The 26069-nt window shown below is 42.0% G+C and carries 22 protein-coding genes and 2 pseudogenes; 9 read left to right on the top strand and 15 right to left on the bottom strand.

The genetic code is table 11. The features are described 5' to 3' along the window. Positions 1 to 104 precede the first annotated feature (104 nt). From B0D95_RS16125 to B0D95_RS16115, 3 genes are all read right to left on the bottom strand, one after another. Positions 105 to 1313: an IS256 family transposase gene (locus B0D95_RS16125; RefSeq protein WP_078044852.1), complete on the bottom strand. Its 1209-nt coding sequence runs from the start codon at positions 1311 to 1313 to the stop codon at positions 105 to 107. Positions 1314 to 1437: 124 nt separating this feature from the next. Then, entirely contained in the window at positions 1438 to 2430 is a 993-nt protein-coding gene (locus B0D95_RS16120; RefSeq protein ID WP_078044851.1) for a hypothetical protein, read from the bottom strand. A 75-nt stretch (positions 2431 to 2505) separates the two neighbouring features. Further along, positions 2506 to 3945 carry a hypothetical protein gene (locus B0D95_RS16115; RefSeq protein WP_078044850.1) on the bottom strand — a complete coding sequence of 480 codons (1440 nt, stop codon included), beginning with the start codon at positions 3943 to 3945 and terminating at the stop codon, positions 2506 to 2508. Between the two features lie 706 nt (positions 3946 to 4651). Here B0D95_RS16115 and B0D95_RS16110 point away from each other — a divergent pair. Next, a protein-coding gene (locus tag B0D95_RS16110) for an IS3 family transposase (RefSeq protein ID WP_246841630.1) occupies positions 4652 to 5811 on the top strand; the annotation gives its coding sequence in 2 pieces (ribosomal slippage) (positions 4652 to 4907 and positions 4907 to 5811; 1161 coding nt in all). Between the two features lie 172 nt (positions 5812 to 5983). Here the strand turns inward: B0D95_RS16110 and B0D95_RS16105 are convergent. Continuing rightward, positions 5984 to 6220: an SOS response-associated peptidase family protein gene (locus tag B0D95_RS16105; protein ID WP_078044849.1), complete on the bottom strand. Its 237-nt coding sequence runs from the start codon at positions 6218 to 6220 to the stop codon at positions 5984 to 5986. Positions 6221 to 6669: 449 nt separating this feature from the next. Here B0D95_RS16105 and B0D95_RS16100 point away from each other — a divergent pair, with 449 nt between their 5' ends. Further along, positions 6670 to 7401, top strand: a complete 732-nt coding sequence (locus tag B0D95_RS16100) for an AHH domain-containing protein (RefSeq protein WP_078044848.1) — start codon at positions 6670 to 6672, stop codon at positions 7399 to 7401. Next, positions 7398 to 7889: a hypothetical protein gene (locus B0D95_RS16095; protein WP_149867933.1), complete on the top strand. Its 492-nt coding sequence runs from the start codon at positions 7398 to 7400 to the stop codon at positions 7887 to 7889. Before B0D95_RS16100 ends, B0D95_RS16095 begins: the two co-directional genes overlap by 4 nt. 98 nt (positions 7890 to 7987) lie before the next feature. On the opposite strand, the gene B0D95_RS16090 is transcribed toward B0D95_RS16095, so the two are convergent. From B0D95_RS16090 to B0D95_RS16070, 5 genes are all read right to left on the bottom strand, one after another. Beyond that, positions 7988 to 8785, bottom strand: a complete 798-nt coding sequence (locus B0D95_RS16090; RefSeq protein WP_078044846.1) for a hypothetical protein — start codon at positions 8783 to 8785, stop codon at positions 7988 to 7990. Positions 8786 to 8798: 13 nt separating this feature from the next. Then, positions 8799 to 9002 carry a hypothetical protein gene (locus B0D95_RS16085; protein ID WP_078044845.1) on the bottom strand — a complete coding sequence of 68 codons (204 nt, stop codon included), beginning with the start codon at positions 9000 to 9002 and terminating at the stop codon, positions 8799 to 8801. Positions 9003 to 9148: 146 nt separating this feature from the next. Next, positions 9149 to 9781 carry a hypothetical protein gene (locus B0D95_RS16080; RefSeq protein ID WP_078044844.1) on the bottom strand — a complete coding sequence of 211 codons (633 nt, stop codon included), beginning with the start codon at positions 9779 to 9781 and terminating at the stop codon, positions 9149 to 9151. 264 nt (positions 9782 to 10045) lie between these two features. Next, positions 10046 to 10702, bottom strand: coding sequence for an MAE_28990/MAE_18760 family HEPN-like nuclease (locus tag B0D95_RS16075; RefSeq protein WP_078044843.1), 657 nt, complete (start codon positions 10700 to 10702; stop codon positions 10046 to 10048). Beyond that, positions 10699 to 11808 (bottom strand): DUF262 domain-containing protein, encoded by a 1110-nt coding sequence (locus B0D95_RS16070; RefSeq protein ID WP_078044842.1) that lies wholly within the window; start codon positions 11806 to 11808, stop codon positions 10699 to 10701. The genes B0D95_RS16075 and B0D95_RS16070 overlap by 4 nt, the downstream gene beginning before the upstream one ends. 671 nt (positions 11809 to 12479) lie before the next feature. Here B0D95_RS16070 and B0D95_RS16065 point away from each other — a divergent pair. After that, a pseudogene (locus B0D95_RS16065) lies at positions 12480 to 12725 on the top strand (IS4 family transposase); the annotation flags it as partial. 179 nt (positions 12726 to 12904) lie between these two features. Here B0D95_RS16065 and B0D95_RS16060 read toward each other — a convergent pair. Both B0D95_RS16060 and B0D95_RS16055 read right to left on the bottom strand, forming a co-directional pair. Beyond that, positions 12905 to 13192 carry a hypothetical protein gene (locus B0D95_RS16060; RefSeq protein ID WP_078044841.1) on the bottom strand — a complete coding sequence of 96 codons (288 nt, stop codon included), beginning with the start codon at positions 13190 to 13192 and terminating at the stop codon, positions 12905 to 12907. A gap of 178 nt (positions 13193 to 13370) precedes the next feature. After that, complete coding sequence (locus B0D95_RS16055; RefSeq protein WP_078044840.1) at positions 13371 to 13586, bottom strand: hypothetical protein; 216 nt, start codon at positions 13584 to 13586, stop codon at positions 13371 to 13373. A gap of 528 nt (positions 13587 to 14114) precedes the next feature. On the opposite strand from B0D95_RS16055, the gene B0D95_RS16045 reads away from it, so the two are divergent. Together B0D95_RS16045 and B0D95_RS16040 are read left to right on the top strand one after the other, a co-directional pair. Next, positions 14115 to 14603 carry a hypothetical protein gene (locus tag B0D95_RS16045; RefSeq protein ID WP_149867932.1) on the top strand — a complete coding sequence of 163 codons (489 nt, stop codon included), beginning with the start codon at positions 14115 to 14117 and terminating at the stop codon, positions 14601 to 14603. Between the two features lie 256 nt (positions 14604 to 14859). Continuing rightward, positions 14860 to 15387: a hypothetical protein gene (locus B0D95_RS16040; protein WP_078044837.1), complete on the top strand. Its 528-nt coding sequence runs from the start codon at positions 14860 to 14862 to the stop codon at positions 15385 to 15387. Positions 15388 to 15631: 244 nt separating this feature from the next. On the opposite strand, the gene B0D95_RS16035 is transcribed toward B0D95_RS16040, so the two are convergent. Beyond that, entirely contained in the window at positions 15632 to 16018 is a 387-nt protein-coding gene (locus B0D95_RS16035) for a type II toxin-antitoxin system HigA family antitoxin (RefSeq protein ID WP_078044836.1), read from the bottom strand. A 119-nt stretch (positions 16019 to 16137) separates the two neighbouring features. On the opposite strand from B0D95_RS16035, the gene B0D95_RS16030 reads away from it, so the two are divergent. Further along, entirely contained in the window at positions 16138 to 16758 is a 621-nt protein-coding gene (locus tag B0D95_RS16030; RefSeq protein ID WP_078044835.1) for an HAD family hydrolase, read from the top strand. 86 nt (positions 16759 to 16844) lie between these two features. On the opposite strand, the pseudogene B0D95_RS20875 reads toward B0D95_RS16030, so the two are convergent. After that, a pseudogene (locus B0D95_RS20875) lies at positions 16845 to 16929 on the bottom strand (IS5/IS1182 family transposase); the annotation flags it as partial. A gap of 476 nt (positions 16930 to 17405) precedes the next feature. On the opposite strand from B0D95_RS20875, the gene istA reads away from it, so the two are divergent. Both istA and istB read left to right on the top strand, forming a co-directional pair. Continuing rightward, entirely contained in the window at positions 17406 to 18938 is a 1533-nt protein-coding gene (istA, locus tag B0D95_RS16025; protein WP_210403634.1) for an IS21 family transposase, read from the top strand. Then, the gene (gene istB, locus B0D95_RS16020) at positions 18928 to 19716 is read left to right on the top strand and encodes an IS21-like element helper ATPase IstB (RefSeq protein WP_078044632.1); all 789 of its coding nucleotides are present in this window, start codon (positions 18928 to 18930) and stop codon (positions 19714 to 19716) included. Before istA ends, istB begins: the two co-directional genes overlap by 11 nt. A 433-nt stretch (positions 19717 to 20149) precedes the next feature. Here the strand turns inward: istB and B0D95_RS16010 are convergent, their stop codons facing one another. Together B0D95_RS16010 and B0D95_RS16005 are read right to left on the bottom strand one after the other, a co-directional pair. Then, positions 20150 to 25471, bottom strand: coding sequence for an Ig-like domain-containing protein (locus tag B0D95_RS16010; RefSeq protein ID WP_078044833.1), 5322 nt, complete (start codon positions 25469 to 25471; stop codon positions 20150 to 20152). Positions 25472 to 25481: 10 nt separating this feature from the next. Continuing rightward, positions 25482 to 26048, bottom strand: coding sequence for a hypothetical protein (locus B0D95_RS16005; RefSeq protein ID WP_078044832.1), 567 nt, complete (start codon positions 26046 to 26048; stop codon positions 25482 to 25484). Between the last annotated feature and the right edge of the window lie 21 nt (positions 26049 to 26069).

Here is a 26069-nt window from a genome sequence, read left to right as displayed (position 1 = left end):
GAAACGTGCCCAAAGCGGTCCTTGGGTACATATAAAATCAAAATTATTGGAGATCACCAGAGACAATTATTGGAGCCTGTAAAAAATTCTGTGTAACTGCCAACTCAACGATAATCCACCAATCGCTCATCAAACACAATCATAAAATGATTGAGCGCCGCTCTCCAATTGCGAATGGGCATAGTCCATTTTTTGGAGGCATCCTGAATCGCCAGGAAAATCACTTTCTTGGCTGATTCATCCGTTGGAAATAATTTGCGCTTTTTGATCGCCTGACGAATTACGCTATTCAGCGATTCAATCGCATTGGTGGTGTAAATTGCCCGACGAATGTCTTCAGGGTAAGCAAACAAGGTGCGTATATTTTCCCAATGGGTATGCCAACAGCGACTAATTTGCGGGTACTTTTCATCCCAGCGCTCACCGAGTTGCGCAAGCGCCAGCAGCGCCTCCTCTTCAGTGATGGATTGGTAAATTCGCTTCAGGTCTGCCGTAACGGCTTTGTAGTCCTTCCACGGCACGTATTTCACTGAGTTGCGTACCATGTGTACGATGCACAGTTGGATCTGCGTTTCGGGAAAGGCGGCCTTAATCGCCTCCGGAAACCCTTTTAACCCGTCAACGCATGCGATCAAGATATCCCGAACACCGCGATTCTGCAGCTCCGTCAGTACGCCCAGCCAAAATTTTGCACCTTCATTTTCCGAGAGCCACATGCCTAATAATTCTTTCTGGCCCTCCATGGTAACGCCCAACGCAAGGTAAATTGATTTGTTGATAACCTGCTTGTCCTGGCGAATTTTTACCACGATGCAGTCGAGATAAACGATAGGATAAACCGAATCCAACGGGCGGGATTGCCACTCAACGACCTGTTCAATAACAGCATCTGTCACTTTGGATATGAGGGTGGCGGAGACGTCTGCACCATACATTTCCTTGAAGGTGGCAACGATTTCCCGAGTGGTCATACCCTTGGCATAGAGACTCAGAATTTTATCGTCCATCGACGTGAAGCGGGTTTGGTGTCTCTTCACCAGTTGCTGCTCAAAACTGCCCTCGCGATTACGCGGTGTTTTGAGTTCAAACTCACCATCTTCCGTTTTCAGGGTTTTGGTGGTGTAGCCGTTACGGCTATTGGCAGCACCTGATTTTTGGTGTTTTTCGTAGCCAAGGTGGGCATCCAGCTCTCCGTTGAGGGCAGCCTCAACGGTGATTTTGGTGAGCATCTGGCTAAAATCGCTCAAGTCTTTCTCGGTCTTCATGTGCTTTGCCGCTTCGCGCGCAAAGGCTTCAAGATCTTTTTTGTTCATACTGTTTATCCTGCCTATATGAGGTTAATGATAAACAGTTACACAGATTTATTTACAGTCTCAATTATTGCAGAGCAGACATCGGTTTTTGAAAGGCCAATGTCTGCCTTGAGGTTGATGCGAATTACGCCGCTAATCTTCCCGACATCATTTCAGCCGCACCGGAAAAATAGGATTCGCGGTAGGTAGACGGGTCATCTGGGCCTTTAAACTTGTAGTTATTTCCACTACTTTTGAATGATTCCAAATAAGCACCAAAGTCGCCAAATCGTTGATCAAAATCAGCTAAGCTTAAGGGAGCTTTGCGACCAGCTTCTGTGTATTTATTGTAGTGATTAACCGATTCCTCTCTGATGGCGAACATTACATCTTTTAATTCTTTTCCTTCTTTCCCATTCGCTAACTTTTCAATTTGAGATAGTTCTTTGGGTGATATATCTACACCATTAATTTGCCCGCCAGTGATTACTATTTTGTCTCCCTTTGATGTGAACTCAAAGTCTACGCCTTTGAGATGTGGATATTCTTTCTCGATCATTTCAGAAAATTTTGACTTTGCATCAAAAAGATCGGATGTTTTATAAATAGAATTACTTATGGATGCATCTCTTTCATCCATTGCCATGGTTTGTAATTTCATAACTATATCTTTTAAATCTTGCTCTGATGTTATAACAATCTTATTTTTTTCAGATTGGCCCATCTGATCATAAAGTAAAAGAGCGTCAGGAACATTTTGGAGTTGATTTAAATAAGCTTTATTAAATCGTCTAAACACCAGGTTTCCATTTTCGCTTTGAACTTCTTTAAATGCCTCATTGAACTCAGCATCAGCTTCAAATATTTTTGATGGATCCTCCCAAGTTTCTCTATTTTGTTCAGCCAGTTGGTGAGCTTCGCTTAGCATAACTCCAACAGGAGATAGCGTGACTTTATCTTTGTAATCTAACTGTTCACTAAATCCTTCTTTTAAGCCGTAAATATCATAAATGGATGTCATTTCAGCCGGGGGAGTATTTGCCGCATTTTTATTTGCAACACCTTGTAGGCTAGTACTCTCCGATAATTTAGCGGTTTGATTATTAATATTTAAACTGCTGATCGTAATTGTGCTCATATGACCATCCTGATATGTCAATCAATCTTCATCAAAAATCCGATGAGCTGGAATCCAGCCCATCGGTCTTAAGTACTATTGGCACTCTATCGACTTATCGATATCACTACGAATAGTTGCATCACAAACATGTATATATTGAACATTTGCACCAAGTGCCGCATCGAGCCCGAATGTGTAGGTATGTAATTGATCATCATGGTAATCAACTTCCCAGCAAACTCCATACTGATAGTCCCAACGCAACATCGTCTCACCACCGAAGCACTCGGGGAGATTAATTGTATGACTGTAGTTTCCAGAAGCATTTGCAGGTGCGGATTCTGTAACCGTCCCCTCTTCGGCAGTTCTTGCTCTCACGACAACATTCTGCGCGAATGGCACGGCATGGTTAAACTGATCTACAACTGTTCCATTAAATGTTAGCGCGGTACTGACTTCAGTTCCGGGAAACCATCCAGGCTGAACATCCCCAACAACAGAATAGTTAATAATTGATGCAGGTGGATTACTCATTGATAGTTGATAACTGATCAACGGATTCACGGTAGTCCCAACAGTTGGTCTAACTTGAAAATACACTGTTGCTCCGGCGGATGGTAATGTCAGCGAAACTGTTTGCCCATTGGGTGTAAGGTTGACCCACGAACTGCCGCTTGCGACTTGTAATGTGTGAGCAGTTGAAGTTAATCTAACCTGAACAACGGTTTGTGTGGAGCCAGCTGTATAGGCAAATACATCTCGATCATTAGGGTTATCAGAATTCCCAGTAACAACGTAATTTCCCGATGCTCCGTTGGCTGTGGTTGCTTGGCTAGGATTTTCATTCGACTCATATGCATCGTAGTTAGACCACCCCAATGCCCCAACAGCATAATTTATCGGTGCAACTCCCGCTTGAGGAACTGCGTAAAGTATGTAGTTTCCAGCAGGCATTACCGTGCTAAAAAATTCGTCGGTATTACCAGTATTAGTCGAACCGCCTTTGAGCTCCAAAGCTGATGTATTGTGATTATAGAAGTACACCAATAAATTGTAGTTAGTCCCAACAGATTGCCCAACAATGACGCTGTCCAATTTAATCGGAGTCGCACTGTAAGTATTGCTACATGTAAGCTGAGCCGAGTTCAAACTAAATGTATTTGCACTGCCAATATTGAAGGGATAGCAATTGTTAAAACTATACTGTGGCGGAGCCGAAAGTGGTGTCAACAGGTTACTGACTGCGGCATTGGATTTGCCCAATTTTTCTGATGTATTTTCAACTGTCACAGCAGGCGTGGCTGATCCAAGAAGTGCCAAAAGCTCTGCCGAATTAACTACAGTTATTGACTCACCATTTCCAAGCACCGCACCATTTCCATCTACCAGCACGCCTGACAAATCGGGAAGTTGAGCTTGCTCGTGCTGAGATTCTCCTATGTCAGGAAGCTGAATGCTTTCAGCGAAGGATAATTGAGGAGACGCAAGAGCTGAGACGAGAAGGAAAGTACGTAAATCCAAGTGGTATTTCATTGAAAAGCTCCATTTGATAATTTCAGTTACGCCTTGCCGCCACATATCTACTAGGTTTATCGGCAAAGTCGCACTGAACTTTAGACTCCATTTTTCAGAGGTCAAGGACACTAATAATCGTAGAAGATGTAATGAGGTGTAATAGAATTATTTTTATCTTTAGGATAATGAAATAAAGAAAAATGTAAAAATAAATAATTTATGCGCCACAAATGGGATAGTTATTGCTCAAAGAATAATTTGTAAAAAATGGTAAATGTAAATTTAAGCGCATATACAATATCTCTATCAAAATTCACCAAATCCCTCTTGTAACGAATAACGAATTTAAAAACCTTTTGAGGTGCTCACAATGATTGTCTCACAAGGCATGGAACAGCGATTTAAAGGTTTGGATTGTGGGGCGTTATATGTAGTAATTGACGCCAGTTGCTTGGAAGTGTTATGACTGCTATTGGCCGATAGCGGTCTATATCACAGAACCTTTTTAATTCTGATTAACGTCTAGATTTTTTGATTTAGAGTATTTACGATCAGATTTTGGAACGATAACAATCACATAGAAAAGGAGTTTAATATGCTCGTACTAGCGCGCCGCCCAGACCAAGTAATTCACATACACACTAGCGATGGTTTGATCGAAGTGATCCCCTCCGCGAATATCGGACACCTTAGAAACTGAGTAAACTTACTCCAGAGGTGATCCATGAGTAAGAAACCAACCCCAAAAGAGAATAAGAAGTATACAGCCGAGTTCAAAAGCGAGGCTATTAAACTGGCCGAGCGATTGAGCGTAGCAGAAGCCGCCGAAAAACTGGGTATCTATGCCAGCCAAATTTACAGTTGGCGCAGCGCACTCAACAATAGCCGTACTGGTGTTGAAAGAGAATCGCTCCTCGCCGCTGAAAACGCACGCCTCAAACGTCAACTTGCTGAGCAAGCAGAGGAGCTCGAAATCCTAAAAAAGGCGGCCACCTACTTCGCGAAGCATCAAAAATAAAACGCTACGAATTTATGCTGACAAATAGCGCGCTATATTCAATCGCGATGATGGCGCGCGTTCTGTTGGTTTCGCGAAGTGGGTATTACAGCTGGCTTGATAATCGTGAAATAGTTAGTTGGCGCATGCAGCAAAGAGAATCGATTGACGCGTTGGTAAAGGCTGCATTTGAAGCTGGTAAAGGCCGGTATGGTGCCGAACGAATTTTTCATGATTTGGCGGAGCAAGATAATCCGCTCGATATAAAAACGATTCGAAAAAGCCTGAAAAGACAGGGATTAATTGCAAAGGCTGCCAAGTTATTCAAGGTGACGACTGACAGCAATCATTCGCTGCCAGTTGCGCCAAACTTGTTGGAAAGAAATTTTTCTGCGCAGCAACCTAATGAAAAATGGGTAACGGATATTAACTACATTCAAACAACTGAAGGCTGGCTGTATTTAGCGGTGATGATTGATTTATATTCGCGTAAAATTGTTGGTTGGTCGATGAGTAAACATATTGATGCGCAATTGGTTTGCGATGCGTTGATCATGGCAATGTGGCGACGCAAATTTCCCAAAGACGTTATTGTTCACAGCGACCGAGGGAGCCAATATGCATCGCACGCGTTTAGGGATTTACTGGAAAAATATTCGCTCAGACAGAGTATGAGTCGCAAGGGCGATTGCTGGGATAATGCGTGTGCAGAAAGCTTTTTCCACTCTCTTAAAGTTGAGCTGATTCACGGCGAACCGTTACAGGATGGAAAGCAAACACGCGAATTTGTTTTTGAATATATCGAAGTAGATTACAATAGATACCGCCGCCACAGCGCAATTGGCTTTATTAGCCCTGAGCGGTTTGAAGCAAGAACTGTATGTTAGTTAACTGTCCGATATTGGCGGTAGGGATCAAAGTTCATATCAATGATTGCAATACCTATCAAGCCAGACTGGGTTTTGTTGCTCCTGCAAGCGTAAAGATTATGCGAGCAGAAATAGACGATCTCGATGAGCCCGGACGGTGTACCAACAATCCAGAAGGCTTTGTACAACCTCAAAAAAACACAATACCTTCCTTGTTGCGGGCATTATTTACACGCGGATCTACCGGACGCCAGTGAAGCTCTGCTGACTGCCCACGTAATTCCTGCAGGAGGCTTTTAACCTCCTGCTCCGGATTCATCCAGCGAGCAACCTGCTCTGCATTCAGCGATAGAGGCATCCGGTCGTGAACCTCTGCAAATGACTCACTTGCCGTTTGAGTAATCAGGTTAACTTTAAACAAAACCATGCCTTCATTCACGAAGTGTGCTGAAAAAATTGAAATATCAGTTAGTTACGTGCCGACATAATTCCCAAAACAAAACCGACTTTCGAGTTCTATTTTGGGAAAGGAAAGTTCTTCTATCTCCTTGAACTGATTGATATTTTTTATTCTTCGTGGAGAAAAATAGGGTTGTGTTTAAAGTTAACCCAAGGTCTACAGCGACGACCGGGGAATAGCGATTGAACCGGTGCTGGCCATGCGACCCAGCATGCAGGCAGTCAATGAAATGCTTGCATGGGCCGATATGGCGGGCTAAGGGGGTTTGAGGTGCTTGGCGAGTAGGCAACCCAGGGTAGTGATAATGCCTTAAACTTGCCTTACTCCCCCTGCAGCGGGATATCGAAGCGCATCACAGCATCCTGGAGTCAATCGCAGTATTCTTCCGGTTTTATCCACAATCAAAAGGACTATCCATGGGATTCTTGCACGGAGTATCTACCGACGCGCGCTATGATGAAATGTCGCCCCTCGACCGGGCTCTTGAAGCCTATCAACACAAAGCTAAAAAATACTTCAAAAAACTGAATCAACTTGAAAGCGCCCCCCAGGATGTACGGGAGCGACGCAAACAAGAGCTTGCGGCTGTGAAGGTGCATCTTGAACATGAACGCCGCCTAATGGAGAGCATTGCTGACGTTCAAGCCCAGCTCGAAATCTACCGTGATTTTGGTCGGCAAGCCATCCATGTAGCAGGGCAATCACGCGCAGATTCGTCCTCCCGCCAAAATAGCATGCTGGCAGAGGAACACCATCCAACAGATCAGCTAGAAGCATTCATGCGCGCAGTACCCAATCCAAAGCCGAGCCCCAATCACACCGCCCACCACATAACCCCCGGCAAAGGCAAAACCAAATTTGCGTATCGCGCTCGCGTGAGGATGCACGTGCTTGGTGTTCGCATAAATGATCCCGATAATGGCGTTTGGTTGCCTCGATTTGCGAAACATACCCCGCATTGGTCAATGCCTGAAGCATTGGGCCACCTGCAGTACCATACAGAAGGCTATGAGAAGTGGGTTGCCGACAAGCTACAAGGTCGCTCAAGCGAGTCCGCACTGCGCCTTGAATTGCAATTGATTGGCCAACGCCTGCAAGAAAATAACCTGCCTCCAGAAACACGAAAAAAGAACAAAGGTTCAGTATGAGCATGTACCGGATTGAAAATCAGGGTTTTGATTATCAGGAATTGGATCTGGAAATTGATGACATTATCGATCAATTCCCGGATTACATGAGTACCTTGTATATCCATGACTTCAGCAAAAATAATCTTGCACTGACGCCTTATTGGAAACCGGTGGCGACCGGCTTTAGTGAAATTAACGGAAATGAAAACCTGCTCCCGGATATAACCTATTGGATTGGTGGTACGTTGGTGTTGTCCCCGGTGGCATATCGATATTTAGGGGAGCTGATACGCCCCCATGGCGAGTTTTTACCAGTACATATTGATGGGCAGACTTACTATATCTTTAACTGCCTGGAAACAATCAATTCCTTAACCGGCGTCACGCCGCTAAGCAAACCTATTGTTAAAAACCAAAATGAAATCAGTGAAAATCTATACTGCAATGCCCATTTTAAATCGGCGATAGAGGAATTTGACTTGAAGGGAATTAGTTTTTGTCATTGACTTTAATCCTTTAATTTTTAACGGGCGCGGTGAATTGAATTAATGTCCTTCATCGCGATCATCATTTTTCTTAAAGCTCATATTCCAATTACCCGTTATTACCAGCGGTTTGCCCATGGCGGAATGTAGCCCTTCCTGACCCAGTGTGCTCCGAAGCCAAGAACACACAGCGCCTCGATTACGACCCCTTCAACAAAATGGAAAAGCGGGGACACCGAAGTAAAGAGATAGCTGCATAGGTAATTCACGGCGAATGCAGATACCATGCATAAAATTGCTTCCAAAAAAGGAACTCTCGGCGCAGCGAGCTTAATACCAACTGCGATTACCGCGCACCAAATATATGGAAGATATTCGTAAATCCCCATTCCTATCGAAAGGGATTGATAGGCGACCACCGCAGTTGACAGGCCTATCGCTGCTGCCGTTAGTTGAATTGCTTTTGGATTAAAAGGTATTTGATCCATTTTCACTTTCTTCGCTTCCAGAGTCTGATAAAGCGCCGGTTTGTCATTTGTTTTTTCAACCGATATATGAGGTGTGACAAACTTTTCTGAGAAATTTCTGTCATGCTCCCTCTGTTTTGCAAGTCCCTCCATAAATGCTACCGAACATTCTGTACCGATATGGTCGCTATAAACTACACCGGTATTTGCTAGATAATTGGCGATATCGATAATTTGATCGAATTTCTGTGCGGTATTTGATTTAACTAAATTCCAATAGTGTGGAGTAGTTTTTATAACGTTATTCTTGTCGATATAGGTTGCAAAGCCTTCAAAGATGGCACCGCCATATTTGTTATAAACTTTTAGAGCGTTTGTGTTGCATTCACCCATTCGTATGTCATTCTGTGGGTTGTTGGCAAAATCTCTTAATTCGGATTCGGCGATCATTTTCCAATATCTCCTACGGCCAGATTTGATCTTTCAATTTACCGATCAGCGAATATAGCGCTTGCTTTTCATCATCGCTAAGTTGATCTATACCATAGTCATGCACTTTCAGTGCAATGCAAGCCTCGCTCTGGTTGAGCGAGACATTAACATCGCCGCCCTCGGTAAGATCTTCGTAATAAGAGAGGGGTTTTGGTTTAAAAAGTGATCCTGTCATTTTCCAATTACCTAACTACATATTAAGAAGCTGAATTGCAGAGTAAAAGCCAAACACTACGACAAATATGCCGAGGCAAATTACCTTTAAAGAGCTTATCTTTGTTGTTGTCTTTTGCGTAGTCATTTTCCAATTTCAACTCATATTTATGCACCATAGAACTCATAGGAAAAAAAACGTTTCAAGTCACGATATAAAGGAGTAAAGAAAAAGACCAGCGATGTCCACTCTGGAGCATTTCCTATCAGCCCCGTTCGAGCCAATCGCCCAAGTAATGCACCTAGAACATCTTGATTTACCTTGATATTTTTTGCGCAATATGCATTTGCCTCCTCGTATTGCTCCAATGGATTTGGCATGTCTTCATTATCTACTGCCAGCTCTGGTGATTTCACATGAAGATCATCTGTATAAGGAAGACCTCCTTTATCTAAGTGGTATAGAATCATTAACTCCCTGTAGGAAAGCTCAGAAAATATTGACAAAATTTCTTGATAAAAATCAGGCTGTTGCTCAATAAACCCACTTGAATCACTAGTGATAAATAAGTTCATTAAGATGTTTATTTTTTCTATCGTAGAAGCTCGCTCAACAGCCTCAATTGTGCGGATAAGACTGGATAGGTAGCCTGCGCTTTTAAGCTTTGCCTCTTGTATAGAAATACCGTTCTCTTCAAGTTTAGCAAGCAATGCCTCATCTCTGTTTTTTTGGGCTACCTGCTTAATTGCATTGAAGACTCTTACTGAGATCTGAATTTCCGGCGAGATAGGTGACGTCATTAAGAGCCTCCAAATTATTGCAGTTATTTTGGCGAACTGGATACTCTAACTCGCAGCTCGAACTTCGAAGAAAAATGCCACAGCATCTTCGGTTTTTCATAATAGGTACTGAGATACACTATTTGGGCTACCGCATCATTTTCCAACATCCCCATGTTTAGTGTATTTCAGCTTTCGGCCATTAGCGGACCTTGATGGCAGATGCTCCGCGCCAGAGATGATGATTTTAATGCCGAGTCGGACAATTTTTATCGCCATTATTTGTTAAACGGCAGGCTTGTTATCTGCCAAATATTCTTTCAGTATCGCTGAATTAGATATTTGGTTTTTGAAGGTTTCGATCAGTGAAGTAATTTCTTCATACAGATCGATGAAGTCTTCTTCCTCAATGCATCTATATTCTCCATGTGAAATTGCATTCCTTAGGCCAAGAAATCTCTCATCAATTAGATTTTCTTTCAGCTCATAAGCTGAATAGCTAATTCCAAGTTTCTGAGTCAACTCTTTCAATACTTCTGAATTTAAATTCGACTGGGTATCTATGTATCTTTCAGAATCAATTTTTAACTTTTCACTTAGCCGTAGAGATTTACCTGTGACGATACCAAACGACGACTTAAAATTTCTAGGGGGGTATTGTCCTTGAAACTCATTAATCAGCGCGCAAACATGAAAGTTTTGAGTTAAATCTTGATAGCACAAACCTTGGAAATTTAAATATTCACAATACGCGATAGATGCTTTCTTAACAAACCCTTCCCAGTGAGAATAAAGTAGCGTCAAACTTGACTTTAACAAAGTGGTTTTTATATGAGACCTACTAGAAAGCGTCAAATTTTTAATATTGGTAAGTTCTTTCCTTCGCCAGGAATATTCACGGGATATTATGTTCTCAAGCTCATCAAGCGAACGAACCTTCATAATGAAAGCATCTCTCTCCCCATAGGTAAAATATGGGGAAGCCTGCTTGAAGCTCTCGCGCCAGAACCACTGTTCCTGACAAACTCAGGATTATCCAGCAGACCTTCTGATACTTCTCGTATTTTCACTAAGTGAGAAGGATTTGTCTCACTGTAGGAATCTATATTGAAACCAAGACCAAGACCAATGACTTCAAATATAGAAAGTGAAAAAGCACCGAGATAACGGCCACCCTGGTATTTTTTAAATGCATTCTCACCAAGAGCAGTATTTAAAATTCTAAATGTCTTTCTTAACTTTTCTCCTTCAGCTGCCATGTCAAAGTTTGAATCTGCGGCAATTTCTCTCATACGTTTAGTAATAAATTCTCCAATATCTATACCTCCGCGAACTCTTTCAATAGGAACATCCTTTAGAGATAAGAAGCGTAAAACCAACTCTGTATGGTATTGCTCGTCTTTCTGCTTATTTGTTAAAGGAAAAACATTTGAAAAATTCTCATCTTCAGCAAGCACATTCAACCAATCATACATCGTTTTGTTAATCATTATTAACAAACAATTTCTAACTTCTTGATCCGATAGCGAGCTCCCAAAAGTGTTCAATCTTTGAAAAAGCTCATACTTTGTATGCTCATCACTTTCTTTTTTAATAATTTTTAGGTCAATCTTTTCTCGTTTAAAAGATCGCTGAAGTTCTTTGGATAGACAATTATTGTTGAAGTCATCACTCCAGTATTTTCCCTCTAGTTCAGGTAAGTATTCAGTAGCAGTTAACCTAAGCGGCGGCTGAAGATCACCATCTTCGTTCTTATATATGCCAAGAAATGAAAAGATAGTAGAAAGCCTTTGTAAACCGTCCACCACGTCCCAAACACCATTCTCTTGTTGTGCTACAAAGAAAGACGGCAATGGAATTCCCAGCAATATTGATTCAATTAACCTGCTTTTTTGTACTTCATTCCATCTATATATTCTCTGAAATTCAGGGTGAATATCTAAATCACCGTCAGTATATAGATTAATTACCTCGCCAATAGACATGGGGTAGGCATCGGTGTGTATTTCCTTTCTCTTTTCCTCTACTTGTGAGTCTAACGTGCTCATTTTATCCTCGATTCTTATATTCGCTTAATGATGTAATTAGATAGAGATTTTCCGCATTTCAAACCGGCTTTTTTTCGTCTAACTTTTAAAAGTAACTTAATAGCATATCTTCTAATTGCTCGCTATTACTGGTAATCATCCACGTCATCATATTCTCTGGTCATATCGAAAGGTGGAATACTTCTTACTTATTATCTCTTTTAGCTGACTTCGTTAAGGTAAATTTCCGCCTAACCATTCATTACTGCACCAACTTCCGCTTTGGGCACAACTGGGCCAGTCTGGATACATTAAAATTTGGAGTGGTTCAATTACATCGCATAACGGCACAGAGCCAACAATTAAAATAGCATTTTCCAATCACTCTCGATTCATATCTTCTTCATAGTCTTCGTCAGCACCTTGTTGCCAGCCCATCTCCCAGCATTCATGCAGGGCGCTGCCAGGTAAGTGCGGATTAACATCGGTTAACTTTAAACAAAACCATGTCTTCATTCACGAAGTGTGCTGAAAAAATTGAAATATCAGTTAGTTACGTGCCGACATAATTCCCAAAACAAAACCGACTTTCGAGTTCTATTTTGGGAAAGGAAAGTTCTTCTATCTCCTTGAACTGATTGATATTTTTTATTCTTCGTGGAGAAAAATAGGGTTGTGTTTAAAGTTAACCAAATCTGAAGATCAAAGCGTTTGTGGGCACTTCAAGAAATGCGATGTTAACACAAATTTGGATTGCCATGATTACGTATCTATTGCTGGCATTTGCGCGTCACAGTGCGAAGTCAGGTTGGACGGTGCAGCGGATTATGCGAGTGATTCAATTGAATTTATTTGATCGTCGCAGTTTAAAAAGCATACTAATGCCTGACCCGCCAGACCATAAAAAAAGCGAACCTCAAATGAGGCTCGCTTTATGAATAAAACTATGGGACAGCAGTGGCTCTCAGGCGGCATTTGGGTAGGTTAAATTATTAGCCAAATCACAACATCCTTGGTTAGAGCCATTCGGTTATTGATGTACCTCGTGCATCAAACTCACCGTAATTTAGCTCACAGTCCACATAGTACGTTCCCGTACAGGCATTAAAAAATTCAATTATACAGCGGTAATATTATTACCCTCGTCATCATAATCTTGGTCTGAACCACAAGGTGAGCAGATACTTTCAAGATCCTCTGTATAACCAATGCTTCCTTCCTCCGCCAACATCATTTCATCTTCTTCAGTTAACTCAATGCGGCTCTTCCTTGCCTGGTCTTCTGTAATTTCGGTGTAACCACTTTCAACCAGCTCATCGAGCTGATTTTTAGTTAGATTCCGAATACTGCTAAATACATTAATCTTTCTGCTGCACCCTATACACTTTATGGCGTAAGTTGGCATATAAACCCCATGCAATCACTTTTAGCTTTTACTTTTAAAAAATACCCTAGTGCAGATCTTGAGAAGAAATGCTGACAAGGTAGTTTAGAAAAAACACCGGCCAGTAGTTGTGGCCGTCATAGATAATTCTCCTTCTTTGTTTGTGATAAATTGTTAACTGATATTTAATGTGTTTCCTTTATGCCCTCCTGCTGAATTGATTGAAGAATCCTTCTGCGTAAGTATTCAAAAGATTTTGCAATCCCCCGGCCTCTGCAACGCGTGCATTCATTGCTGCAGCGCCATATACGATATTCCCATTTGGCATCACATAGGCTGAATACCACGGGTCCTTGTATGTTTCATCAGTACGTGATTTTGGTTTTTTAAAAGGAACAACCTTATTGCTTTTCATAAAAACTCCAAAAAGATAAGTGCTGAAGCGATCGACAAGAAAACACGGCCAATGGTTGTGGCCGCCATAGATATTTACCTCCTTAATTCAATGTGGCGCAATAATAAAAGTTATGAAAAATGTACAAAAGGGCCAACCTCTAAATATGGTTAACTTTAAACCCCTCCCCACTTTTCTCCATTGAAAAGCAAAAATAAACAATTAACTCAGTGGGATAGTGCAATTTTCTCTTTCCAAAATAATGCCGGTTTCCGTGGTCTATTTTGGAAATTGGCATGACATGCAACCTATTGATACTTCGATACTTCCAGCAAAGTTTGTAGCCACCATTCGAGTTTTGTTTAAGGTCAACCAAATCACCAGGAAGTGATTTATAAAATAAGGTAGAAAGCTGCAAGAACATGCTCGAATTTCCCTTTGAGAAAACTAACAATCCCTATTATTTAATAGTTGTCAATCTATAAAGACCGACTATCTGATAACTCTTCTATTGAGTCGCAAGGCAGGGCTTGGAAGGGGGTGGATGAAGTGCAGAATACCTCCGCTGAGGTTGATTTACTTATATTAAACATATATCAAAAGATGCGAGGGGGTCTACAAAAAATCTTTATTCCCTTTATTGTTTCGATAGGTATTTTTTATGCGATAAGTACCAATCGCGAATATCTCTGGTTGAAGTATGTGAAATTTTGGCCAAATGGTTCAAAACACATTGCTTTTTATGATCGACCTAAACAACCTGCTGTCTGTGATCCTAATATCGAAATTCTTTTTTATAATCATGCAGATATGAGTGATTTGGCCCAAATTTCACGAAGGACGGCCAACCCTCAATCAGGCCTGGTTGTTTTTTTGGCCTTTTGGATGCCTTGGTCAAAATATGGTGCGATGTCATCATCTCCTTCCGCCAAGTACTTACGTGGGCAAGAAATAATGGTAGGCGCTGATCTTATATATAAGATCAGAAAGGTGGCGATGATAAAGCAAGTTTTTTGGGAGATATTTAATTCTCATTAATTGCTCAGGAGCTGGTATTTCCGAGACAAACTCTCGTTTCGGGGGATTGCACGATGAGATCAGCGAACAGGTTTATCCCAAGCTACAGAAACTCGGTAGGTTCGATGTCTATATCACTTGGCAATAATCCTTTAATTGCACAACAGAATGATAAAGCGCTTGCTGCCTAATTAAGCTTCAGCTGTTAACTGCATTTCGAAAGCTTCAACGGTGAAAAAATATTTTTCTGTACTCCTTATTTAAGGTGGTAAATGTTATGGATACAAATCTTGTAGCTCAAATGATTGTTGACGGTGTGAGCTTTGCAAAGCATGCTCATATTGATTTACCTATTACTCCAAATGACGCCATTCGTTTTCATGATCGCACCACACCCTATATAGTGCATCCTATATGGTGTGCCATGACGATTATGGCAGAAACTAGGTTGCCTGAATCATTACGACTAAATGGCTGCCTGGCCTTAATGTGGCACGATGTACTGGAAGATACTCATGCTGAACTGCCAATAGACACGGTCTGCGAAGTGCGGCAACTTATTCAAGATATGTCATTTGCAAATTTCGCTGATGAAAGAAATTTGATCTGGGAGCGCTCAAAGGAAATAAGACTATTGAAGTTGTACGATAAGACGTCCAACCTACTAGATGCCTCTCATTACTCTATAGAGAAGTGGAATAATTATGTTGAATTCACACAATCGCTAATAGTTGATGTTGAAAATAATTATGGCTCACTAAATATTATTAAAATTGCCAAGTCAATAGCAGTGCATAAGTCCTAGCTGCTGATCTTCTCTAAAACATACTAGTTCGGACCAGGTCAGAAACTCAAATTGGGTGGCCCCTTACGACGAATAGTGAACTGTACGAATCCGGCTATTGGTTTTATGGCATATGCATTCTCACAGCGATTACCTTATTGATAGTTCTCGAATTATTTCAAATCGGAGGGAGGCGTTGATCGATCAAATGACAACTTTGCTCCATAATGGATAATTTCTATTTAGCTTAAAAAATATATTACCCTCAAAATAAGGAGAGGTTAATCCGGAATCGCTTGGCTAACTTGAAAATGTTTTCACTAGTTAATTTACGGTCTCCTTTCAACACTTCCATAACTGTTTGTTCGCTGCCAATTTCCAATTCAAAATCTTGCGTCGTTAAACGATGCTGATCCATCAATACGGTTAGCGTTGCTGTTGCAGGATATATTTGGGGTTGTCGAAATTGAAAGTAATTGTCCTTATTTTCATAGGCTTCAATTCTGCTGCTGAGTGCTTCAATCAAAGTAAGGTTGGCATCATAATGTTCAATTAATTCATCAATGATTGCCAAGGCTTTCTGATAGTCGCTTTCCGTTTCTATACCGTTCCTTATAAGGGTTTCCACTTCACGACTTATATCTGATGACATAATGATTTCTCTTGATGGGGAGAGTGGGATATCCTTGCTGCTTGAGTCTAATACCTCAAGGGATACCGATCACTACCTTATATTGCCCAATCTCAATTAGGTAAATTTCATGGTGAGTTATGTCCGCGCCCGAATTGGTAATATTTGATCTCTACGGTACGCTGATCCGATTCGGAGTACAGAATCATCCTTATCGAAAAGTAATGCAATGGGCTAGGCAGCAAGGCCGCCCTCCACACCCCGAGGACGCTAGGACGATTATGACGTTACCTGGAGAGGCCGCAGATGTCTTTTCACGGATGGGAATCGATATTCCCGACCACATGCTACGGCAGTTAATTAGCGAGATTGAGCAAGAAATTGAAAGCCTCACTTTGTTCGATGACGTTATTCCTGTGCTAAGGCGATTAGATTCTTATGGAATCAGTATGGCTATTTGCTCTAATTTGGCTCAACCATACGGAATAGTCGTTGATAAATTGCTATCGGATTTTCATTTCATCAAATGTCTGAGTTATGAAGTGGGATATGTTAAGCCGGAAAGGGAAATGTATGAGTGGATTGCGCGTCACAGTGGTGTAGCACCGTCCCAATCTATGTTTGTGGGCGATACAGTACATGCCGACTACGAGGGGCCTAAGGAGTTTGGATTTAGGGCTAGGCATTTGGTTCGAGAGGGGCCGCAGTTGAAAAACGAGGTCATCGGCGATCTAGCCGATATTCTCTCTGATTTTCATTAAATGGCCTTTTGGTAAAAACCTATTTTTTGTACCCGGATTGCGTAGCTTTTTGGACTTTACAGTGCGCTGCAATGGCGTACTCTCACTATAAAGCCCTTGATCGTATTCCCATGGTGGAAGTCGATTGCTCTTCGGTGGCACAGCTGGCTCCATGCCAAGATCAAATACGAGCATGAACAGGCAGAAACCGTGAACACCGGATTGTGTAGCGTTTTGAACTTTACAGTGAGTTGCAATGGTGTGCTCAAGCTCCGAATGCAATTAATCATCAACACTGTAACAATATGTTGTTCAAATTTGGTTAATAGACTACTATTTCTAATGAGGTGATTTCAGGATTGCTTTCCTCTCGGATGCGTAGCAAGCCACCCCGTTGCCAAAGTTATTTTGGTCAAGCCAGTATTGGGTAACAACGACCTGTCCCGCGAAAGCGGCTGAGGCCCCCTAAAAAGGGGCCGCCTTTCTCACTCTTCCTTATCATTCCTCTTGTTGCTTCCTTTTCTTGAAGCATTCGGGCTACTTTTACTGTGTAGGTGTTGTTTTGCACCCAAAACTGACCCACTAAACCCCCATATTTGCGTCGAAAATTGACCCACGTAAACCGACTATCCTGCTTGTTTTTTGAGCGGGAGATAGGAGTGATTAACGTGGCTATGTTAAGCAAGATCAGACGTTGGTATTTCCGCGACAAACTCTCGCTACGGGAGATTGCCCGACGTACCGGATTTTCCCGCAACACCGTTCGCCGCTACCTGCGCAATGAGATCAGCGAACCGGTTTATCCCAAACGACAAACACCCAGTAAGCTCGATGCTTTTGCCGATAAGTTACGGCAGTGGTTAGCCGATGCGGCGCGTACCTCCCGTAAACAACGCCGCTCGCTCAAACAGATGCATGCTGATTTACGTGCGCTGGGCTATGAAGGCTCCTATGATCGCGTTGCTGTCTTTGCGCGCGAGTGGCGTCGCCAGCAATTGGAATTGAACAAGGGTGCGAGCAAACACACCTACATTCCCTTGCAGTTCAAACCGGGTGAAGCATTCCAGTTTGATTGGAGTGAAGACTGGGCCGTGATTGCCGGTGAGCGCGTCAAGCTGCAAGTTGCCCATTTCAAATTGAGTTACAGCCGCGCCTTCTTTGTCCGCGCTTATTTGCTGCAAACCCATGAGATGTTGTTCGATGCGCACCATCATGCCTTTATGGCGTGGGGCGGCATTCCGCAACGCGGGATCTACGACAACATGAAGACCGCTGTCGATAAAGTGAAACGCGGCAAGCAGCGCGATGTGAATGCGCGTTTTGCCGCAATGGTCAGCCATTACTTATTTGATGCAGAGTTCTGCAATCCCGCTGCGGGTTGGGAGAAAGGACAGGTCGAGAAGAACGTGCAGGATGCACGAAGAAGGCTCTGGCAACAGGTGCCAGCACAACCCTCATTGATTGCGCTGAATGACTGGTTGCACGAGCGCTGCGTTCAACTCTGGAGTGAATCCACCCATCCCACTGAAGCATTAACCATTCAAGCGGCATTGGAGCATGAGCGTTCTTTCCTGATGTCTGTGGGGCAACCCTTCGATGGTTTTGTCGAGCAGCCCAAGCGCGTATCGCCCACCTGTTTAATCACCTTCGAGCGTACTCGCTACAGTGTGCCATCTTCGTTTGCTAATCGACCGGTGAGTTTGCATATCTACCACGATCACCTGGAGGTGATTGCTGAAGGCAATATCATTGCCGTGCATACCCGCGTGTTTAACCGTAAGCATGAGCAGGTAATGACCGTGTATGACTGGCGGCATTACCTCTCGGTGTTGCAACGCAAGCCTGGTGCAATTCGCAACGGCGCGCCCTTTGCCGAATTACCTCAAGCCTTTCAATCGCTGCAAACCATTTTGTTAAAGCGCGTTGGCGGTGATCGGGAGATGGTGGATATTCTTGCGCTGGTTTTACTACACGATGAGCAGGATGTTCTCACTGCCGTTGAGCTTGCCTTGGAAACCGGCTCACCCTCCAAGCAAATCGTCATCAACATTCTGAGTCGATTACTGGAAGGATCGCCTATCGCACCGATTGAAGTCCCACCCGCATTAACACTGCGCATTGAACCGCTCGCCAACGTCAATCGTTACGACAAACTGCGTGCACAAACCATCGGCACACAAGGAGGCCAGCATGCACACTAATCCCATGATCCCTGTGCTCAAATCATTAAAGCTTTACGGCATGGCACATGCGTTAAGCGATCTTGCCGAACAGGATTCACCGGCATTCCAGGCGAGCACCGGCATCCTTGATCATTTACTCAAAGCCGAACTGGCCGAGCGCGAAGTGCGCTCGGTAGCCTACCAACTGAAGACCGCCAAATTCCCTGCGTATCGTGATCTGAGTGGCTTTGATTTTATGAGTAGCATGGCCAATGAAGTGCTGATCCGGCAATTGTGTGCCGGTGACTTTATGGATAGCGCACAGAATGTCGTGTTTGTCGGTGGCCCCGGTACAGGCAAAACCCACCTTGCCAGTGCCATCGGCATTCAAGCGATTGAACACTTGCATCGTCGCGTTCGCTTCTTCTCAACGATTGAATTGGTAAATGCACTGGAGAAGGAAAAGCAGCAGGGCAAAGCCGGACAAATTGCATCACGTCTAATGCATACCGATTTAGTGATTCTGGATGAGATGGGCTATTTACCCTTCAGTCAAACCGGTGGTGCCTTGTTGTTTCACTTGATGAGCAAGTTGTATGAACGCACCAGCATGATCATCACCACCAACCTCAGCTTTGCGGAATGGTCGAATGTATTTGGTGATGCAAAGATGACTACAGCGTTATTGGATCGCGTCACCCATCACTGCCATATTGTTGAAACCGGCAATGACAGCTATCGATTCAAAGAGAGTTCAAACCCACCGAAAAGGGAGAAAAAGACGACAACTTATCCACAACCCAAACCCGTAAAATAAACCATCCAGGGTGGGTCAAAATTCAACGCAAAAGGTGGGTCAGTTTTAAACGCAAATCAACACGCAGCCATCAATGGTTCGCCACGAAGGACTTTGAAGTTAAATTGTTCTTATTCAATAAGTATAGGGCTGGAAACATCATGGCCAGCCTGCAGGGCAGGGTGTCGAACGAGACTATCCATGGCGCGGATGCCACTTGCAACCTTTGGTTCAATGGAGAAAAGGGCTTTGTTTAAAGTTAACCACTTCTGGATATCATTTTTGGGAAATGAAAAATCCAATATCCCGATGGAATTAATGATTTTTTTCGATTCTCTGTGGAGAGATATAGACTTTGGTTTGACGTTAACCAACTCTTAAGGCGACCGATGATAAGAAATTCGGCGAAACAGTATCATCGCAACAGTTTCGCCGAGCCAAAATTGCACAGTTATTAGCTGTTGACAGCAATCACAAGTGCCGTAGATTCCGAGTTGGCTGACCAGAACTGATTAGGCACTCCTGATTGTGGAGCAAAACTCGACATGGCCTGAATTAATGCATTGTTAGTATTAAAATAATGCATGCTATCTATTAACGGTGACCCCGCAATTGATATACCAGAGTGAGAGTTAGTTATTGGCTGAAATAATATGCTCTCATCTAGATATTTATAAACGCCTGTAATTGTACTCCTCAGCTCTATATTCAATGTATTACCTCCATTCGCATCCCAGTATATTATTTCAATATCTTGCAATCCCGACTGGCCTATTGCAAATGCAGCATGAGTGCGAGTTGTCGCACCTTGGTTTGCATTATGCTCTGCAACAACAGCCCCATTAATTCGAAGGCTATATCCATCATCGGCCCGCACTCGGAAATTATAATTACCTGCTTCCATTTGTATTTTTCCATCTAACCTGATGATGGCATCACTAGTGTCAGCAGGATCCCTAGATAACGAGGCCGCATCCGCATTTAGAAAAGTTTGCAAATTAGTGCCCATCCCTAGGGATGCCGAGCTTGAGTACTGAATACGGGATGCTACAAATGTGGCATCTGGCTCTTTACTTGCGATAATTCCAAGAACCTGTGCAACGTTAGTTAGGTTCACGTTGCCATTTGCAGGTTGATGATATCCATAAAAACTCCCGCGTAAACCATTCGTAAATGCAGGTGTGCTGGTAGTGATTGGCACAAGGGTAGGTGTCGCTGCAGAAACATTTCCCACAGAATCAGTTGAGGTCGTATATATCGATTCACCAACTATTAAAGTTTGAGTGAATGCTATTGAATACTCTCCAGTCATTGAGTCAGCCTGAGCAATACCGAGAGTCTGACCAAGATGATCCCTTACAGTTACCGTGCTGCTACTCTCGGCAACACCGCTGATTATTTTTGCAACTGAATTTAGGTTGGCAGTTGGAGCTGCCGGCGCAGTATGATCCGGTGCTTTAATTGATGTAACTCCAGAGATATTGCCAAAAAAATCCTGAGATTGGATATAAATCAATTCACCATTTAATAAAGGATACTGAAAAGCAACACTAAAAAATCCCGTCGTTTGATCGGCATTTAAACTGCCTATTAAATTGCCATATAGGTCATTGACAGTGATATAAGCTCCCCCCTCAGAATAACCAGACACCATCTCACCAGAATTATCGATTTGCACTGACCAGATATCTGGAGCAGTTTCGTCCTCATAAATAAATGGGATAGAGGAAATAATCTGTTGAAAGCTCATTTGACGACCATCTGAAAAAATAAAATTTTCAATAAGGTAATCACTGTTCAGAGAATTCGAACCAACAATAAATACATTTTTTAATTCAATTGATTCACCTGAATTAACAGAGATCAGTAACGAATCACCCATCTGGTTGCCGATAGGTGCGTTACTTATATCAGAACGCTTTACTATAAGATCAGTGTATTTTAGGTCGCCATAAAAATTAATTTGATCATATCCAAGGGGATCGATTACTGTGTCTTTTCCGTCTCCACGAGAAAACCAATAGACATCGTCACCTGTACCACCATTTATATAATCGTTATCTTCCCCTCCTAGAATAAAGTCATTTCCAGAGCCTCCGAATATCTCATCCGACCCACTCCCACCAAAAATTTGGTCATCTCCGTCATCCCCAAAAATAAGGTCGTTTCCGGCTTCGCCCTCTAGATAATCGTTGCCTGAGCCACCTTTTAATAAGTCACTTCCACTTCCACCCCAAATTCTATCTTCGCCGCCACCTCCATAAATTGTGTCTGCCCCATCCTCACCATATATAATGTCATTGCCATCACCACCATCAAGCTGATCGTTACCCATCCCTCCTGCTATATTATCCGCTCCCTGTCCGCCAAAAATAATGTCATCACCATCTTCACCAAATAACTGGTCAGCTCCAGCACCGCCGTCAAGGTGGTCGTTATCTTTTCCACCAAAAATAATATCGTTCCCATCAAAACCGAACAAAAAGTCGTTTCCATCGTATCCAAATATAACATCATCTCCCTTCAGTCCAACAAAATGATTATCTTCATCATCTCCTTCATAAAATTGATTAGCGAACTGAGCGAGAATCACTTCATTATCAAGAACATATCCATCGTGGAACTCGAAGGATATATTTCCCTGGCTACCAGGAAGAATCAAATTAAAGAAATTCTGAATTAAGACACTATCATTAGCGTTACTAAAAGATATTAGTAATGAATTAGCATTACTTTCATCACGCGAAAAGTAAAGATCGGCGAGGCTCAAGCCTGATTCAAATCTGAGTACATCCGAAGAAATTATATCTGCAATAATATCGTGACCGTCACCAATCCCAAAATTGTATAAATCATTTCCGCTGCCACCATCTAAATGATCGTTACCGGCCCCACCATTTATAATGTCATCACCATCACCACCATATATTTTATCGTTACCCTGACCGCCAAAAATTGAATCATTCCCTCCATTACCATTTAGCTGATCATTTCCATCATAACCAAAAATTTGATCGTCGCCGCCGTAGCCTGAGAGTATATCATCTAATCTGGAATACCCTCTTAAAACTAAATTACCAGTATAAACCTCATCATCAATGTTATTTAGAAGAGTTTCTAAATATACTTTTTGCTGATTCCGACCAATATATAACTCAACCTCTTGCCTTATCGATTCTGGCTTGGCAAAGTAGTTGGTTATCGTCAACATGTTATCGCCGACTTTCAGAGCTAAATTATTACCATCTCTATGAGGCTCAAGCTGATCAGCACTTGTAAGATCCGTGAATAACATCCTAGGAATAATAAAATCTGAATTTATAGTATCGTTTCCAAATTCTCCCTGGAATTCCAGAATAAATGTCTCATCAAAAGTGTTAAATAGACTATTGATAACATAATAATCGTCATCATTTCCTCCATTTATCCTGATAAGTGCATTATAACTATGTATATCGATTTTAAACACATCACTACCATCACCTCCAAGTAACTGTGTGTCTGTCTCCGATGACTGCAGAACAAATGTGTCGTCGCCTTCACCGCCATCAAGCAGCTGAGCATTTCGCTCCGCGTTATAGATAACGGTGGGAATTAGAACAATTTCATCATCACCCTCTCCAGCCAAAATATTGTTACCATGAACAGAAACTATTTTATCGTTTCCGTCGCCGAGATTAATTAAATTCGAATCGCTATATACAAAAATGCTGTCTGCCCCACCTAAAGTGTTTATATGATGGGAATCATTGGAAAAAAATTGAAATTCGTCGTTACCCTCACTTAAATCTATATAATCATAGAAACGTGCATTCAAAGATAGATCACGAATCGAAATGGTTTCATCACCAACTATCATCCACTCTACTTGACTTTCGCCACCCAAAAAGTAATCGGCAAGAACAATTTTAAATTTTCCCCCAATCTCCTCTATAATAAGATTGGCAGCACTTCTTTTAATCGAAAGATCCTCAAATGCCGTGTACTCAAGATCAAGAGTATCTATACCTGTATTTTTTGAAAGAGGATCATTATAAAAGGCTTTTTGCGTTGAGTGAGCAACCTTATCGTTATTGTCGATAATGGTAGTTTGAGCTCCAGACAACTTATCATATTCAGACTGACTGTCAGCGACCTTGTAACGGTCATCGCCTGGACCACCAACCAAGAAATCATTTCCGTTGCTTATGACCAAAGTATCATTTCCTTTGCCACCACTTATCCTATCGTCACCCTCTTGACCGTCGAGATAATCGCTTGCACTTCCACCAATAAGTAAATCATCTCCTTTTCCACCAAATGCCTTATGACCGTTCAGTGAAAGCGGTGTGATAATGTCATTGCCATCCGTACCGACAGTTTGGCCTAGTTCGAGGGAAGAGATTTTCCGATCTGAAAATGTTATTGAATTTATACCTGACAACGGATTTGATATTGTGATCTTTTCATCTGTTGCGATCACCCGGAAAACCACCGGATCCCTACTAACTATTTCAATCTCATCATAAGCATAAACTGAAAAATCAAGGTCGAAGTTCTCCCCATCTTCGTCGTCAATGTATGTCTTGCCTGAATTGTGTTTTATGATATATGTGTCAAATCCTTTGCCACCATATAGAAAATTAATATCAACTTGATCCCTCGAAATTAAAACATCAGAACCAACGCTTATTGAATCATTTCCTCCAAAACCATATACAGTATCGTTACCTAATCCCGACAAGATAATATCATTGGAATGGCTTCCAAAAATTACATCGTTGCCAGAACCAGTCTCAACCGAAACGCTATTCATTAGTTTGATAAGATTATTAAAGTTTAAATGTGACTCATGAAGCTTGCCATTGTGCTCAGAGTCTAAAAGTCTGAATGCCTGAACTGAATGATCAAAGTTAATGAAAAAGTCTCCTATAATTTTGAGACCTTCAGATACTTGAATAAAAAAGTCAGAGTTCAAATTAATATACTCTGGCCCAGTTGAATTGAGTGCATTAGCGTATCGCAACAGATAAACTTCATCATATCTAGAAAAAAGTTTATCGATGCTATTTACAATATCATCAAAAGGAATTTGACTAATGTCAGCATTATCCCATAACCCAAAAAGATTTGACTCCCTAAACCTTCTGCCTTGCACGCCGAATCCAAGATTTGGAACTTCTCGTCTACGATTAGATAGATATCTTATTTCAAACCAAGCGTTGACCCTATCTCCAGCTCTTATAGCGTCTAGTAAATTAGGACTATTTGCCAGCAAGCCATTATATTCGAGCGAAGCCAGCACAGCTCTTTCAACAGATAGAGGGATCCCCCCCACCGTTGATGACAAGCGCTCCTCTAATGCAGGGATTGCGTAATTTAATAGAATCTCCTGAGCTTCAGGAGTACCCAAACTGAATTGATTCCTTCGAAAAGCGGGAAACTCTGTACTATATCTTTGATCTCTAGATCTTTGGTCCATTATTTCATCAAGACGTCCTATGTCGCCGATCGCAATTGCGTTCGATAATGCACCGTAATAAAATGATTCCGCAGCCAATTCATCCTCTGAAAATTCATCGGGCGATTCAAAATATTCTCTAAATCCGACAGCTGAAAGTACTGCGTCCCTTAAATCAAGACGATCTTGAATATTAAAACCATAACCAATAGTCATTCTCGGGGTGCCAAATGCGGTATCCATGTAAGCCCTAACAGCAACTCCCTCCTCTCCAATCAACAAATTTCTCAGGTACATACTGTATGTAGCTTGATCTGAAAACTCTTGGTAAATCATTCATTTCTCCTTAAATACTTGCATTAACTTTTATCGAGCAAATTGGTAGGTAAATAAGACCAAAATTTGACTTTCTGACATAAAAGAACTGGATAGTCCGAGATTCTACGGGGCCTGACGATAGGTACGACAATGTCGTTGCTCTATATATAAATGGAGCATAATGCCCCCTAAATCCGCGCACGCCTGTAGTTTTGGATGGCTTATTGGGCTCACCTATGTAGCTATAAATGTATTCACTTGGAAGATCATACTGAGGACATTCAGCAAATTCTTTTCTTTTTTGCCTTTGCAATGTTTCAACTGTTCCGTCATTATCATAATCAAGGATTGCATAAGATGCGGCTGAGTTATTAGAATTATTAGCCTCCCATTTAGGTTCACTAAAATTTTTACCATTAAATTTAATTGCTTCGCAGAAATTGCTTTTCGCAAGTAATTCCTTTTTTACATCTTTACAGAGGTTTCCTAAGCCCATTTCTTTTGCATAAACCTCGTTTTGTAGGATCACAATTTCGGCAGAAAATGAAGGTGTCATCGGCAGAGTGCATACAAAAAACACTAATTTCCTGATCATTTAATTTTATCCTTTTAATGT

The sequence above is a fragment of the Cellvibrio sp. PSBB023 genome (assembly GCF_002007605.1).
Lineage (GTDB): Bacteria > Pseudomonadota > Gammaproteobacteria > Pseudomonadales > Cellvibrionaceae > Cellvibrio.
This window is presented reverse-complemented; position numbering and strand designations above follow the sequence as displayed.